The sequence below is a fragment of the Streptomyces sp. NPDC054961 genome (genome assembly GCF_053609145.1).
In genome coordinates, this window is the sequence record NZ_JBSGWY010000006.1 from 30,509 (window position 1) to 43,522 (window position 13,014).

The window sequence follows — 13,014 nt, forward strand, 5'->3', positions numbered from 1 at the left end:
GGGGGGGGGGGGGCGCGCGGGGGGGGGGGGGGGGGGGGGTGGGGGGGGGGGGGGGCCGGGCGGGGGGCGGGGGGGGGGGCGGGCGCGCGCCCCCCCCCCCCCCCTCCTCACCCGTCACGCCCGCCGCAGGCGCTACGCGCTCAGGGGGAACTGCTCGCCCAGCTCGCGGAACACCGACCCGTTGAAGTCGAAGGCGCGCTTGCACTCGTCGATGATGCGCTGCTTCTCCAGATCGTCCGCGGCGATCGCGTCCAGCAGGTCGCGGTAGGTCCGCTTGAACGCCGCCGGGTTGGAGATGTCGGCGAAGACGTAGAAGCGGACGCCGTCGCCCTTGCGCGCGAAGCCCCAGGTCCGCTCCGCCTTGTCGCGGATGATCTGGCCGCCGGAGAGATCGCCCAGATAGCGGGTGTAGTGGTGGGCGACGTACCCGCCCGGCCAGGAGGCCGCGCACTCGGCCACGCGGGCCGCGTACGCCTCGGTCGAGGGCAGCGCCACCAGTGTCTCGCGCCAGCGCGGACCCCGCAGGTGGGCGAGGTCGCGCTCGATCTCGGCCACGCGCATCAGCTCGGGCCGTACGAACGGCCCGGCCACCGCGTCGTCCTTGAGGGCCTCGGCGGCGTCCTCCAGGGCCCGGTACACGAACCACAGCTGTTCGGTGTAGCGCGCGTACGCGTCCACTCCGAGCCGGCCGCCGAGCAGGTCGCTCATGAAGGTCGAGGTCTCGGCCTCGGTGTGCTGCTCGTGCGAGGCGACACGGATGACGGTCGAGAAGGCGTCCAAGGCGGACCTCCGGGACATCGGAAGAAAAGGGGGAGGCGGGTGTGGCAGCCGCGCCGCCCCACCCGATCCTCCTGCTTAGGTTTACCTAAGTCAATGTGTTCCCGACGCCCTGTCGGTAAAAACCTCCGGGCCGTGATGCGTCCGGATTCAGGGCAGCGTCAGGATCTCCGCCCCGGTGTCCGTGACCACCAGTGTGTGCTCGAACTGCGCGGTGCGCTTGCGGTCCTTCGTGACGACCGTCCAGCCGTCCTCCCACATGTCGTACTCGTGGGTGCCCAGGGTCAGCATCGGCTCGATGGTGAAGGTCATCCCGGGCTCGATGACGGTGGTCGCGTGCGGGCTGTCGTAGTGCGGGACGATCAGGCCGGAGTGGAAGGACGAGTTGATTCCGTGGCCGGTGAAGTCGCGGACCACGCCGTAGCCGAAGCGCTTCGCGTACGACTCGATGACCCGGCCGATGATGTTGATCTGGCGGCCCGGCCTGACGGCCTTGATGGCCCGGTTCAGGGCCTCCCGGGTGCGCTCCACGAGCAGCCGGGACTCCTCGTCCACGTCTCCGCAGAGGTACGTGGCGTTGTTGTCCCCGTGGACCCCGCCGATGTACGCGGTCACGTCGAGGTTCACGATGTCGCCGTCCCGCAGGACGGTCGAGTCGGGGATCCCGTGGCAGATGACCTCGTTGACCGAGGAGCACAGGGACTTGGGGAAGCCGCGGTAGCCCAGCGTCGAGGGATAGGCGCCGTGATCGCACATGTAGGCGTGGGCCACCCGGTCCAGCTCGTCGGTGGTCACCCCCGGCGCGATCAGCTTGGCGGCCTCTTCCATCGCCTGGGCGGCGATCCGGCCGGCGATGCGCATGGCCTCGATCGTCTCGGGCGTCTGCACCTCCGGACCGGTGTACGGCGTGGGTGCGGGCTTGCCCACGTACTCGGGCCGGCGGATGTTTCCGGGAACGGAACGGACGGGGGTGAGCTCGCCTGGTACGAGCAGCGACTGGCCAGACATGCAAGCGAGTGTATCGAGCGGGTATGGGGCAGCATGGCGGCAGAGAGCGACGGAGAGAGGAGCCCGAGGACGATGGCCCTGTTCAAGAAGCGCCAGGTGGGCAAACCGGGCGAGTGGTACTACTGCCTGGTCCACAAAAAGGTCGAGGAAGGCCCCGAGTGCCCGGCGAAGGACCGTTTCGGTCCTTACGCGACGCCGGACGAGGCCACGCACGCCATGGAGACGGCGCAGGAGCGCAACCTCGAATGGCAGAACGACCCCCAGTGGAACGACAAGACCCGCGAGGAAGACGGAACCGCTCCCTAGCCCCGGGGCGGCCCGCGGCTACCAGCGGCTGGGCGGCGGCGCGGTCAGCTGATCGGCCAGCCGCGCCAGCCGGTCCCGCAAGCGCCGCGTCCCGCGCTGCGCGGGCAGGCTGTTCTCCCCGGCCGCCGCGCTGACCAGGTGCTGCACGGTGTCCAGATCCAGCTCGGCGGCGCCCCCGGGCACCGACAGTGCCTCGTGCGCGAGCGTTCCGAGATCCGGATCCCCGCCGTCCAGGGACAGGACGGTCGCCCCCGCGCGCCGGGCATCGTGGACCCGCTCCAGGAGCCCCTCGCCGGGCTGCTCCGGAGCCACCACCAGCACGGTGTGCCCGCGCCGGGCGGCCTCCAGCCGGGTCAGGCCGACCGAGAGGTGCGGGGCGTCGCCCGGCAGTACGTGGTGCCGTACGAGCGTGGGCGCCAGCTCGGGCAGTCCGGACCAGGCGGCCTCGTCGACCAGGTGCGCGGCCATGTGCCAGGGCTCGTACAGCTCGGTCCCCACGAGCAGCAGGTTCCCGCCGGCCGGCACGACGGACCGCCGCAGCGTCCCGGCGAAGCGGCGCGCGGCGCCGGGCCACTCCGTACCGGCGAGCACCTCGCGCAGCAGCGCGACTCTCACGGCATCCATACCGGCATCCTGCCGCAGGGAAGGGACATAAGGGAGCCGTTCCCTCCGAACGCCCCCCTTCCGCACCCGCGTCCCACCCCCGCGTGCCGGCGACCTCACACCCCGCGCGCATTCGACTCTGCCGGTCCCGGCGTTACCCTCGCCCCCATGACCTCCACAGACAGCACCCAGCAGCCCCCCGCGAAGGCTCCCGCCAAGGACCCGTGGGACCTCCCCGACGTCTCCGGCCTCGTCGTGGGCGTTCTCGGCGGCACCGGCGACCAGGGCCGCGGCCTCGCCTACCGGCTCGCCCGGGCCGGCCAGAAGGTGATCATCGGATCCCGTGCCGCCGACCGCGCGCGGACCGCCGCCGAAGAGCTCGGCCTCGGGGTGGAGGGTGCGGACAACTCCGAGTGCGCGCGCCGCAGCGACATCGTGATCATCGCGGTGCCGTGGGAGGGCCACGCCAAGACCCTGGAAGCGCTGCGCGAGGACCTCGCGGGCAAGCTCGTGGTCGACTGCGTCAACCCGCTCGGCTTCGACAAGCAGGGCGCGTACGCCCTTCAGGTCGAAGAGGGCAGCGCGGCCCAGCAGGCCGCCGCCCTGCTCCCGGACTCCCGGGTCACGGCGGCCTTCCACCACCTCTCGGCGGTCCTCCTCCAGGACGAGTCGATCGAGGAGATCGACACCGACGTGATGGTCCTCGGCGAGGTCCGCGCCGACACGGACATCGTCCAGGCCCTCGCCGCCCGCATCCCGGGCATGCGCGGCGTCTTCGCCGGCCGCCTGCGCAACGCCCACCAGGTCGAATCCCTGGTGGCCAACCTCATCTCCACCAACCGCCGCTACAAGGCCCACGCGGGCCTGCGCATCACGGACGTCTAGCCCGACCGCCCGGCCCGGCCCCGGCTCCCGGCCGCCCGGCCCCTCGCGGGGGCCGGCCCGGCCGGGGGAACGCACAGCCGGTCAGACGCGGCGCCCCGAACGCCCCTCGGCCGAGCGGGACAGACCACGAGAAAGTGGAAAACGGCCGGACGGGACCACGCGCGGGCATGGGGGACACTGGAGGGGCTTGAACCGCTTCAGTGCCTCCGAGGAGCTTCAGACATGCCCCGCCTTGCCGTCTTCTCCATCGTCCTCTGCGTCCTCGCGACGGCCGCGGCCGTCGTCTCCTTCGTGGAGGGCAGCCTGCTCGGGATCGTCTGGGTGCTGATGGCCGGCGTCACGTCGAACATGGCCTGGTTCTACGTGCGCAGGGCGAAGGTCGAGAAGGCGCGCAACGCCGTCTAGTTCCGGCAGGGGCCGCCCGGTTCCCGTCCGTTCGTTCCGGTCAGATCCGGGTCGGTCCCGTCAGACCCGGTCCGGTCCCGTCAGATCCCGTCGGCGGTCGTGCAGTAGCCGCTGGTCTCCTGCCAGAAGCGGTAGAGGTCGCGGCCGCAGTAGCTCTCCAGGTCGCTCACGCCCAGGGCGGACATCAGTCCGTCCACCACGCCGAAGAAGTACGCGTTGACCTCCGGGATCCACAGCAGCGCGAAGACGGCCAGCAGCCCGAACGGGGCCAGCGGCGCCACCTCGCGGCGGATCCGGTGGGACAGCCAGGGCTCGATGATGCCGTAGCCGTCGAGGCCCGGGACCGGCAGGAAGTTCAGGATCGCCGCCGAGACCTGGAGGAAGGCGAGGAAGGCGAGCGCGAAGCGGAACGCCAGCGGGACCCCGTCGAGGGCGTCGAGCCAGAACGGGGCCGTGCAGACGGCCGCGAAGGCCACGTTCGTCAGCGGGCCGGCCGCCGAGATGAGGCTGTGCCGCCAGCGGCCCTCGATCCGGTCGCGCTCGATGTACACCGCGCCGCCGGGCAGACCCAGGCCGCCCATGATCACGAAGATCACCGGCAGGACGATGCTGAGCAGCGCGTGCGTGTACTTGAGCGGGTTCAGGGTCAGGTAGCCCTTGGCCCCGACGCTGAGGTCGCCGCTGTGCAGGGCGGTGCGGGCGTGCGCGTACTCGTGGAGGCAGAGGGAGACGATCCACGCCGCCGTGACGAACAGGAAAACGGCCAGGCCGGTGCTGGCCGAATACCCCGTCCACACGGCCCACCCCGTCACCGCCATGACGGCGAAGATGCCGAGGAACACGGAACTGATCCGCTGCTCGCTGCGGTCGTGGCTACGGTTGCGGTACCCCAGGCGATCCATACCGGGAACCTACCTTGCGAAAACACGGCGGCGGAGGGGCCCCCGGTACGGAGACAATGGGCCGGTGCGTTACGCGATTTTCGGGATCACCCAAGCCATAGACGACGACGGGAGCACCGTCCCCGTCGGCGGTGCGCGGCTGCGCGCGCTCCTGACCGCGCTCGCGCTGCGGCCGGGACGGGCGGTGCCGACGGCCTCGCTCGTCGCGCAGGTGTGGGACGGGGACCCGCCGGCCGATGCCGTCGCGGCGCTCCAGGCCCTGGTGGGACGGCTGCGACGGGCACTGGGGCACGCGGCCGTGCGGTCGGGGGAGGACGGCTACCAGCTCGTCGCCGCCAAGGACGACGTCGACCTGTACCGCTTCGAGCGGCTGGTCGGGGCGGGAGCCGCGGCCGGCTCCCCGGCCGAAGCGGCCGCCCTGTACGAGGAGGCCCTCGCCCTGTGGAGCGGCGAGCCGCTGAGCTCCCTGCCCGGCTCGCAGGCGCGGGCCGCCCGCTGGAAGGCGCTGCGGACGGACGCGCGCCGGGGCCGCTGGGAGGCGGCGCTGGCGCTGGGCGAGGCGGAGCGGGCCCTGCCCGAGCTGACCGCGCTGTGCGCGGGCCTGCCCCTGGACGAGCCGCTGCAGGCCCTGCGCATCCGGGCCCTGCGGGACGCGGGGCGGCCGGCGGAGGCGCTGGCCGCCTTCGAAGAGGTCCGGCGCGGCCTGGCCGCCCGGCTGGGCACCACCCCGGGCCCCGCCCTCCGTACCCTCCACGCCGCCCTCCTCACCCCACCCGACGACGCCGACATCGACGCCGCCGTCGACGCTGCCAACGAGGCCACCGCCACCGCCACGGCCCCCGCCACCGAGGCCGCCACCCCCTCCCACCCGGTCACGACCTCCCGGGTCGCCCCTCCCGCCCCCACGTCCGCCGCGCACACGGCCACCCCGGGCGACGCGCACCGGCCGCCGCGGCCCGCACCCCCCGAGGCCGCCGGCCTCAGCCCCGACCCGGCCGCCGGTCCCGACCCGGCCGCCGGCCCCCGCCCCGGCCCGGCCGCCGACCCCGGCGCCGCCGCGGGTACCGGCCCCCAGGAAGGTTTCGCCGCGACACAAGGCCACGTACCGCCCGGGCAGGGCAATCTGCGGGCCCGGCTGACGACCTTCGTCGGGCGCGAGGACGACATCCGGGTCATCGGGGACGACCTCGCGCGGGCGCGGCTCGTCACGCTCCTCGGACCCGGCGGAGCCGGGAAGACGAGGCTGTCGCAGGAGGCCGCCGAGGCGCACGCCGGGGGCACGTGGCCCGACGGGGTGTGGCTCGTGGAACTGGCTCCCGTGGACGACCCCGAGGACGTGGCCGAGGCGGCCCTCGCCGCGCTCGGCGCCCGCGAGACCAAGCTGCGCGGCGCCTCCGCCGAGGAACTGCGCGCGCTCACCGAACGGGGCGGGGACAGTTCCCTCGACCGCCTCGCGGAGCACTGCGCGCGGCGCCGCCTGCTGCTGGTCCTCGACAACTGCGAGCACGTCATCGGGGCCGCCGCCGTCCTCGCCGACCACCTCCTCACGCACTGCCCCGGCGTGCAGATCCTCGCCACGAGCCGCGAACCCCTCGGCGTGCCCGGGGAGACGCTGCGCCCCGTGGAGCCGCTGCCCGACCCCGTGGCGCTGCGGCTGCTCGAAGACCGGGGCTCCGCCGCCCGGGCCGGGTTCCGCGTCGACGAGGATCCGGCCGCCGCCGTCGAGATCTGCCGCCGCCTGGACGGGATGCCGCTCGCGATCGAGCTGGCCGCCGCCCGGCTGCGCCTGCTGACGCCGCGCCAGATCGCCGACCGCCTCGACGACCGGTTCCGGCTGCTGACCGGCGGGAGCCGTACCGTCCTGCCCCGCCAGCAGACCCTGCGCGCGGTCGTCGACTGGTCCTGGGACCTCCTCGACGGGTCCGAGCGCGCCGTCCTGCGCCGCCTCTCCGTCTTCGCGGGCGGCTGCGACCTCGAAGCCGCCGAAGCCGTCTGCGCCGATGCCGGGGACCGGGCGGAGACGGCCGTCACCGCCGGAGCGGTCGACGTGGTCGACACCGTCGACGTCGCCGGACTCCTCGGCTCCCTCGTCGACAAGTCCCTCGTCGTCGCCGCCCCCGACGCGGCCGGCAGCGCCATGCGCTACCGACTCCTGGAGACCGTCGCCGAGTACGCCGCCGAGCGGCTCACCGAGGCCGGCGGCGACCGCGCCGCCACCGAGCGCCGCCACCTCACGCACTACCGCGAACTCGTCCGCGGGCTCGAGCCGCTGCTCCGTGGCCACGGCCAGCGCGCGGCCGCCGACCGGATCGCCACCGAGTACGAGAACCTCCGTACGGCCTTGCGCCGCGCCGTCGCCGCACAGGACGTCGGCGAGGTGCTCTGCCTCGTCCACTCCCTCGTCTGGTACTGGCAGATGCACGACCTGCGCGTCGAGCTCCGCCACTGGTCCGGAGCCGCCGCGGCCCTCGGCCCCGACCCCTTCGCCCCGCCCGTCCAGCCCGCCGCGCCCGTCTACGAGCGGGTCGTCGACACGCCCCCGCCCTACGAGGGCGAGCTGCTCACCGAGGCCTGGCGCGGCATCCAGGTCATGTGCCTGGCCGCCCGGGACCAGACGGACCTCGACTGGTCCAGCCCGGGGATCCGGGCCCAGGTCGACGCCATGATCACCGCCTACCGTCCGGGGCTGCCGCAGACCTGCCGGGCGCCCGGGGTCCTGTGGGTCTACGCCGTGATGATCGCGGGGGAGCCGGGGCTGCTGCGCGACGTCATCCAGAAGACCGTGGAGACCGCCCGCGGGCTCGGCTACCGCTGGGAGCTCGCCTCCGCCCTCCAACTGCGCGCCAACGTGCTGGCCAACCGCGCCGACTGGGCCGGCGACGCCTCCCGCGACGCCGAGGAGAGCCTGGCGATCTTCCGCGAGCTCGGTGACGACTGGGGCTGCGCCGAGGCGCTCTCCGCACGCGCCGAGGCCCTGGAGAAGAGCGGCGAGTACGCCCGGGCCGCCGGGGACTACCGGGCCGCGATCGAACACGCCCGGCTGCTCGGCGCCAAGGCCCAGGTCATGGTGTTGCAGGTGCGGATGGCCGGGACGCTCGTCGAGGACGGCCACGTCGAGGAGGCGGAGGAGATCCTGAACGGCCTCCTTCCCGGCGTCGAGAACATCGGCAACGAGGCCAGGCCCGTCGCCCGGATGGTCCTCGCCGGCGTCTACGGCCGCACCGGCCGCGTCGCGGAGGCCCGCGCGCAGCTCGAGTCCCTGCGCGAGGAGTTCGCGCTCGGGGCCTACGCCATCTTCGACGGGGTCATCCTCGGCACGATGGCGTGGCTCGACAACGAGGAGGGCAAGTTCGAGGACGCCCTCGTCCTGGTCCGCCAGGCCCTGGAGCGCGCCCACGACCTGCTCGCCCTGCTGATCGCCCCTCAGCTCCCGGCCGTGCACCTGCTGACGGCGGCCGTCTCGCACGCCGGGGTCGGCGGTCCGCACCGGGCGTACGAAGCCGCGCGGCTGATCGGGGCCTACCGTGCGCTGCTGCCGCCCCGCCACTTCCCGGTCACCACGGAGCGCGCCGACGTCGAGCGGGCCGAACGGCTGGCCCGGGCCGCGCTCGGCGACGCCGCGTACGAGGCGGCGTACGCCGAAGGCGGCCGCCTCTCCCAGGAGGAGGCCGCCGCCCTCGTCTGATCCGGTCCCTGCTGTACCACGGCCCGTCCGGGACGCGATCCGGACGGGCCGCCCCGATCAGGTCTTCTGGCGGAACTTGCGGACGGCGAGCGGCATGGTGACCGCCGTGATGGCCGCGGACCAGGCGAGGGTCATCCACACGGAGTGGGCGACCGGGCCGCCGTTGATCAGGCCGCGCGCCGCGTCGGCCAGGTTGGACAGCGGGTTGTAGTCGGTGAAGGACTGGAGCCAGCCGGGCATCGTGGACGGCGGGGCGAAGATGGAGCTGCCGAACTGCAGCGGCATCAGGACCAGCATCGCCATGCCCTGGACGGCCTGCGCCGTCTTCATGGTCAGGCCGAGCAGGATGAAGATCCACATCAGCGAGGCGCCGAAGACCGCCGACAGGCCGATGGAGAGGAACAGCTCCAGCACCGAGGTCTTGATCGACAGGCCGAGGATGAAGCCGACGGTGAGCAGGATCCCGATCGCGACCATCATGCGGCCGAGCTCGACCACGATCTTGGCGAGGAGCACGGAGGACCGGGCGATCGGCATGGACCGGAAGCGGTCCATCACGCCCTTCTTGAAGTCGTCGTTGACTCCGGTGCCCACCGCCATGGCGATGTTCATGCCCATCATGGCCATCAGGCCGGGCACCACGTAGTTGACGTACTCCGCCTGGTTGCCCTTGCCGGAGATCGCGCCGCCGAAGACGAACACGAACAGCAGCGTGAAGATGATCGGCATGAACAGGACGTCGAACATCGACTCGGGGTCCTGCTTGATCTGCAGGGTGTTGCGGCGGACCAGGGCGCCGATGTGCCGCAGGTTGCCCCGCAGGCCGATCCGGCCGTCGTCGACGGCCGTCCGCCGCTGCTCCGGGGCGGCCGCGGGACTGGTGGGCTTCGTCGTGGTTACGGTGCTCATGCCGCGACCTCCTCGGTCTGCTCGGTGGGAAGGCCCGAAGGCGTGGCGTCCTCGGGCGAGGAGGGCTTCTGGCCGGTGATGGACAGGAACACCTCGTCGAGGCTGGGCAGGTAGGTGCCGAGGTCGGCGATCTGGTACCCACGGGTGGCCAGCAGGCCGACCACGGCGGTCAGCTGCTCGTCGCTCAGGATCGGGACGAGCAGCACGCCCTCGTCCGGCACGGCCTGGGAGCCGGCCACCCCGTCCAGCCCGGCCTCCGCGAGCGAGCGGGCCATGCCCGGCAGGTCGGCGGCGGAGACGGGACGGATCTTCAGCGTGCGGCCGCCGACCCGGGCCTTGAGGTCGTCGACCTTGCCGTTGGCGATGACCCGGCCCCGGTCGATGATCGTCAGCTCGCTGGCGAGCTGCTCGGCCTCTTCCATGTACTGGGTGGTGAGCAGGACGGTGGCGCCCTCGGCGACCATCCGCTGCACCTCGTCCCACACCTCGTTGCGGGTGCGGGGGTCCAGGCCCGTGGTGGGCTCGTCCAAGTACAGGACGGCCGGGCGGCCGATCATGGAGGCGGCCAGGTCGAGCCGGCGGCGCATGCCGCCGGAGTAGTGCATCGCGGCCTTCTTCGCGGCCTCCGTCAGGGAGAACCGCTCCAGCAGCTCGTCGGCGCGCGACCGGGCGTCCTTGCGGGACAGGTCCAGCAGCCGGCCGATCATGTAGAGGTTCTCCCAGCCGGAGAGCTTCTCGTCGACCGAGGCGTACTGGCCGGTCAGCCCTATGGTGCGGCGCAGCTGCCGGGGCTGGCGGACCACGTCGTAGCCGGCGACGAAGGCGGTGCCGGCGTCCGGGACCTCCAGGGTGGACAGGCAGCGCACCAGGGTGGTCTTGCCCGCGCCGTTGGGGCCCAGCACCCCGAGGACGGTGCCCTCGCGGACATCGAGGTCCACGCCGTCGAGGGCCTTGGTCTCGCCGTAGTGCTTGACCAGCCCCCGGACCTTTACGGCGTGCGAGCCGTTCGGGGGAGTGTTGTCGTTTCGCGTCATGCGGACCATCAGAGCATCCGCCACTGACAGAACGCCTATAGCCGACCGACAGGACGCCGACAGGACGCCGACAGCGCACCGGCAGCCGGCCGGCGGCGCGCCGAGAAACGCCGACGGCCCGCCGACGGAAGGGGTCGGCGGGCCGTGCGCGCGGTCAGTGGAAGGCGTGCTCCGCCTGCGGGAACGTTCCGCCGACCACGTCCTCGGCGAAGGCCTTCGCCGCGTCGCCCATGGTCTGGCGGATGTTCGCGTACTGCTTGACGAAGCGCGGCAGCTTGCCGCTGGTCAGCCCCATCATGTCCGTCCACACCAGCACCTGCGCGTCGCACTCCGAGCCCGCGCCGATGCCGACCGTCGGAATGTGCAGGGACCGGGTGACCTCGGCGGCCAGCTCGGCGGGGACCAGCTCCAGGACCACCGCGAAGGCGCCCGCGTCCTGCGCCGCCTTCGCGTCGCGCAGCAGCTGGTGCGCGGCCTCGTCGCCGCGGCCCTGCACCCGGTAGCCCATGGCGTTCACGGACTGCGGGGTCAGGCCCAGGTGGGACATGACCGGGATGCCGGACTGCACGATCAGCTCGGTCTGGGCCAGCGAGCGCTCGCCGCCCTCCAGCTTCACCGCGCCGACCCCGGCGTCCTTGACGAGCCGGGTGGCGCTGCGCAGCGCCTGGACGGCGCCTTCCTGGTACGAGCCGAACGGCAGGTCGCCGACGATCAGGGCGCGGCTGGTGCCCCGTACGACGGCCGCCGACAGGATGGTCATCTCGTCCATCGTGACGGGCACGGTGGTCTCGTAGCCGAGGTGACAGTTGCCCATCGAGTCGCCGACGAGCATGACCGGGATCCCGGCCTCGTCGAAGACGGACGCCGTCATCGCGTCGTAGGCGGTGAGCATGGGCCACTTCTCGCCGCGTTCCTTGGCGAGGGTGAGGTCGCGGACGGTGATGCGCCGGGTGCCCGAGCCTCCGTACAGGGTGGGGGAGGCGGCCTCGTGGGCAGGCGAAACGGCAGGCGTCATTGCAACTGCTCCTTGATGTTCATCTCGAGGCGCCCTTACGGCGTCCCCGGACTCACCTCCATGGTGGCACTGGTCCGGCCCGTGGCGGAAGTGGCACGAAGACCGGTTCCTCACGCCGTTCATCACACTTGTGGTCCGCTCCGGCGCACGCCCGCGGCCGGTGCGGCGCGCCGGAGCTTATGTGAGCGTTTCGTGACAAGTGGAACTGCGACCGCTCGGCCGTTCGTCCTCCCGGACGTACGGCCGAGACAATCGGCACGGAACGCTCCGCATATCGCCTAGGGTCAAGGGGCGGGGACGGAGCGCGAGCACGGCAGTGAGGGCAGCGGCATGGCACAGGCGTACATGACGGAGAAGGGGAGCGACGGCCCGGAGTCCGAGCCCTCCCGAACCGGTCTCCGACGCCGGCTGGCCGATCTGCGGAGGGACCGCGGCATCTGGCGGCGCGGGATCGTGCTCGCCGCGCTCGCGGTGCTGGTCTCGCTCGTCATGATCTTCCACGCCTCGCTGCCCAACGACATAGGCAACCTCGGCAGCCTCACCGAGACCTTCCTGCCCTGGCTGGGCCTGACCGTCCCGGTGCTGTTCGTCGCCGCGCTGCTGCGCAGGTCCGCGACCGCCCTGATCGCGATACTGGTGACCGCCTCGGTCTGGGCGAACCTCTTCGGCGGCCTGGTCAGCGACAAGTCCCACGGCGGCGGCAACCTGACGGTCGCCACCCACAACGTGGACGCCGACAACCCCGACCCGGCGGGCACCGGCGCGTCCGTGGCCAAGGCAGGGGCCGACGTCCTGGCCCTGACCGAGCTCAAGGGCAGCGTGGTCCCCGTCTACGAGAAGGCCCTCGCGGGGACCTACAAGTACCACTCCGTCGAAGGCACCGTCGGCCTGTGGAGCAAGTACCCGCTGGTCTCCAGCAAGCCCGTGGACATCAAGATGGGCTGGACCCGGGCCATGCGCGCCACCGTTCACACCCCCTACGGGGACGTCGCCGCCTTCGTCGCGCACCTGCCTTCCGTCCGGGTCAAGCTCAACGCCGGCTTCACCGCCAACCAGCGCGACAACAGCGCCGACGCCCTCGGCGCCGCGCTCGCCGCCGAACCGCTGGGCAAGGTCATCCTGCTGGGAGACCTCAACGGCACCGTCAACGACCGGGCCCTGTCCGAGGTCACCTCGCAGCTGCGGTCCACCCAGGGCGCCTCCGGTGACGGCTTCGGCTTCAGCTGGCCCGCGCAGTTCCCGATGGCCCGCATCGACCAGATCCTGGTCCGCGGCGTCACCCCCGAGGCCTCCTGGAGCCTGCCCCGCACGGGCAGCGACCACCTGCCGATCGCGGCCCGGGTCACCGTCGCGCCGTAGCCCCGCCGACCGGTGCGTCCGTACGCCGGGGCGCCCGGCGCGCCGGCGCGGGGCCGCGGGGCCCCGCGCGGCCCGCCCCGACCCGCGACGCGCCGCCGGCTGGGTGGGGGGGGGGGGGCGGGCGGG

12 protein-coding genes are annotated in these 13,014 nt (G+C 72.9%); 5 read left to right on the forward strand and 7 right to left on the reverse strand.

From position 1 onward, the window contains the following. Positions 1 to 132: 132 nt before the first annotated feature. Both ACWF9Z_RS08455 and map read right to left on the reverse strand, forming a co-directional pair. Complete coding sequence (locus ACWF9Z_RS08455; protein WP_453598898.1) at positions 133 to 798, reverse strand: biliverdin-producing heme oxygenase; 666 nt, start codon at positions 796 to 798, stop codon at positions 133 to 135. A gap of 129 nt (positions 799 to 927) precedes the next feature. After that, positions 928 to 1,785: a type I methionyl aminopeptidase gene (map, locus tag ACWF9Z_RS08460; protein ID WP_356654166.1), complete on the reverse strand. Its 858-nt coding sequence runs from the start codon at positions 1,783 to 1,785 to the stop codon at positions 928 to 930. A gap of 72 nt (positions 1,786 to 1,857) precedes the next feature. On the opposite strand from map, the gene ACWF9Z_RS08465 reads away from it, so the two are divergent. Continuing rightward, entirely contained in the window at positions 1,858 to 2,091 is a 234-nt protein-coding gene (locus ACWF9Z_RS08465) for a hypothetical protein (RefSeq protein ID WP_453598901.1), read from the forward strand. Positions 2,092 to 2,109: 18 nt separating this feature from the next. Here ACWF9Z_RS08465 and ACWF9Z_RS08470 read toward each other — a convergent pair whose 3' ends face one another. After that, complete coding sequence (locus tag ACWF9Z_RS08470; RefSeq protein WP_453598904.1) at positions 2,110 to 2,715, reverse strand: hypothetical protein; 606 nt, start codon at positions 2,713 to 2,715, stop codon at positions 2,110 to 2,112. Between the two features lie 147 nt (positions 2,716 to 2,862). Between ACWF9Z_RS08470 and npdG the strand changes: the two genes are divergently transcribed. Both npdG and ACWF9Z_RS08480 read left to right on the forward strand, forming a co-directional pair. Further along, positions 2,863 to 3,579 (forward strand): NADPH-dependent F420 reductase, encoded by a 717-nt coding sequence (npdG, locus tag ACWF9Z_RS08475; protein ID WP_453598907.1) that lies wholly within the window; start codon positions 2,863 to 2,865, stop codon positions 3,577 to 3,579. A 222-nt stretch (positions 3,580 to 3,801) separates the two neighbouring features. Continuing rightward, positions 3,802 to 3,984 carry a hypothetical protein gene (locus ACWF9Z_RS08480; protein WP_453598910.1) on the forward strand — a complete coding sequence of 61 codons (183 nt, stop codon included), beginning with the start codon at positions 3,802 to 3,804 and terminating at the stop codon, positions 3,982 to 3,984. A gap of 80 nt (positions 3,985 to 4,064) precedes the next feature. Here the strand turns inward: ACWF9Z_RS08480 and ACWF9Z_RS08485 are convergent, their stop codons facing one another. Continuing rightward, positions 4,065 to 4,886 carry a site-2 protease family protein gene (locus ACWF9Z_RS08485; protein ID WP_453598913.1) on the reverse strand — a complete coding sequence of 274 codons (822 nt, stop codon included), beginning with the start codon at positions 4,884 to 4,886 and terminating at the stop codon, positions 4,065 to 4,067. Between the two features lie 64 nt (positions 4,887 to 4,950). On the opposite strand from ACWF9Z_RS08485, the gene ACWF9Z_RS08490 reads away from it, so the two are divergent. Beyond that, positions 4,951 to 8,571 (forward strand): AfsR/SARP family transcriptional regulator, encoded by a 3,621-nt coding sequence (locus ACWF9Z_RS08490; RefSeq protein WP_453598916.1) that lies wholly within the window; start codon positions 4,951 to 4,953, stop codon positions 8,569 to 8,571. A 57-nt stretch (positions 8,572 to 8,628) separates the two neighbouring features. Here the strand turns inward: ACWF9Z_RS08490 and ACWF9Z_RS08495 are convergent, their stop codons facing one another. The 3 genes from ACWF9Z_RS08495 to panB all read right to left on the reverse strand — a co-directional run bounded on the left by ACWF9Z_RS08495 (position 8,629) and on the right by panB (position 11,529). Beyond that, positions 8,629 to 9,480 (reverse strand): ABC transporter permease, encoded by an 852-nt coding sequence (locus tag ACWF9Z_RS08495; RefSeq protein ID WP_453598919.1) that lies wholly within the window; start codon positions 9,478 to 9,480, stop codon positions 8,629 to 8,631. Next, a complete protein-coding gene (locus tag ACWF9Z_RS08500) occupies positions 9,477 to 10,523 on the reverse strand; it encodes an ATP-binding cassette domain-containing protein (RefSeq protein ID WP_453598922.1) in 1,047 nt (348 codons plus the stop codon). Before ACWF9Z_RS08500 ends, ACWF9Z_RS08495 begins: the two co-directional genes overlap by 4 nt. Positions 10,524 to 10,668: 145 nt before the next feature. Continuing rightward, positions 10,669 to 11,529, reverse strand: a complete 861-nt coding sequence (gene panB, locus ACWF9Z_RS08505; protein WP_453598925.1) for a 3-methyl-2-oxobutanoate hydroxymethyltransferase — start codon at positions 11,527 to 11,529, stop codon at positions 10,669 to 10,671. A 330-nt stretch (positions 11,530 to 11,859) separates the two neighbouring features. Here panB and ACWF9Z_RS08510 point away from each other — a divergent pair, with 330 nt between their 5' ends. Beyond that, the gene (locus ACWF9Z_RS08510; RefSeq protein WP_453598927.1) at positions 11,860 to 12,888 is read left to right on the forward strand and encodes an endonuclease/exonuclease/phosphatase family protein; all 1,029 of its coding nucleotides are present in this window, start codon (positions 11,860 to 11,862) and stop codon (positions 12,886 to 12,888) included. Positions 12,889 to 13,014: the final 126 nt, after the last annotated feature.

Excerpts from the sequence above, each read along its gene's own strand:
- ACWF9Z_RS08455 (WP_453598898.1), bottom strand. The coding sequence starts at position 798 with ATGTCCCGGAGGTCCGCCTTGGACGCCTTCTCGACCGTCATCCGTGTC.
- map (WP_356654166.1), bottom strand. The coding sequence starts at position 1,785 with ATGTCTGGCCAGTCGCTGCTCGTACCAGGCGAGCTCACCCCCGTCCGT.
- ACWF9Z_RS08465 (WP_453598901.1), top strand. The coding sequence starts at position 1,858 with ATGGCCCTGTTCAAGAAGCGCCAGGTGGGCAAACCGGGCGAGTGGTAC.
- ACWF9Z_RS08470 (WP_453598904.1), bottom strand. The coding sequence starts at position 2,715 with ATGGATGCCGTGAGAGTCGCGCTGCTGCGCGAGGTGCTCGCCGGTACG.
- npdG (WP_453598907.1), top strand. The coding sequence starts at position 2,863 with ATGACCTCCACAGACAGCACCCAGCAGCCCCCCGCGAAGGCTCCCGCC.
- ACWF9Z_RS08480 (WP_453598910.1), top strand. The coding sequence starts at position 3,802 with ATGCCCCGCCTTGCCGTCTTCTCCATCGTCCTCTGCGTCCTCGCGACG.
- ACWF9Z_RS08485 (WP_453598913.1), bottom strand. The coding sequence starts at position 4,886 with ATGGATCGCCTGGGGTACCGCAACCGTAGCCACGACCGCAGCGAGCAG.
- ACWF9Z_RS08495 (WP_453598919.1), bottom strand. The coding sequence starts at position 9,480 with ATGAGCACCGTAACCACGACGAAGCCCACCAGTCCCGCGGCCGCCCCG.
- ACWF9Z_RS08500 (WP_453598922.1), bottom strand. The coding sequence starts at position 10,523 with ATGGTCCGCATGACGCGAAACGACAACACTCCCCCGAACGGCTCGCAC.
- panB (WP_453598925.1), bottom strand. The coding sequence starts at position 11,529 with ATGACGCCTGCCGTTTCGCCTGCCCACGAGGCCGCCTCCCCCACCCTG.
- ACWF9Z_RS08510 (WP_453598927.1), top strand. The coding sequence starts at position 11,860 with ATGGCACAGGCGTACATGACGGAGAAGGGGAGCGACGGCCCGGAGTCC.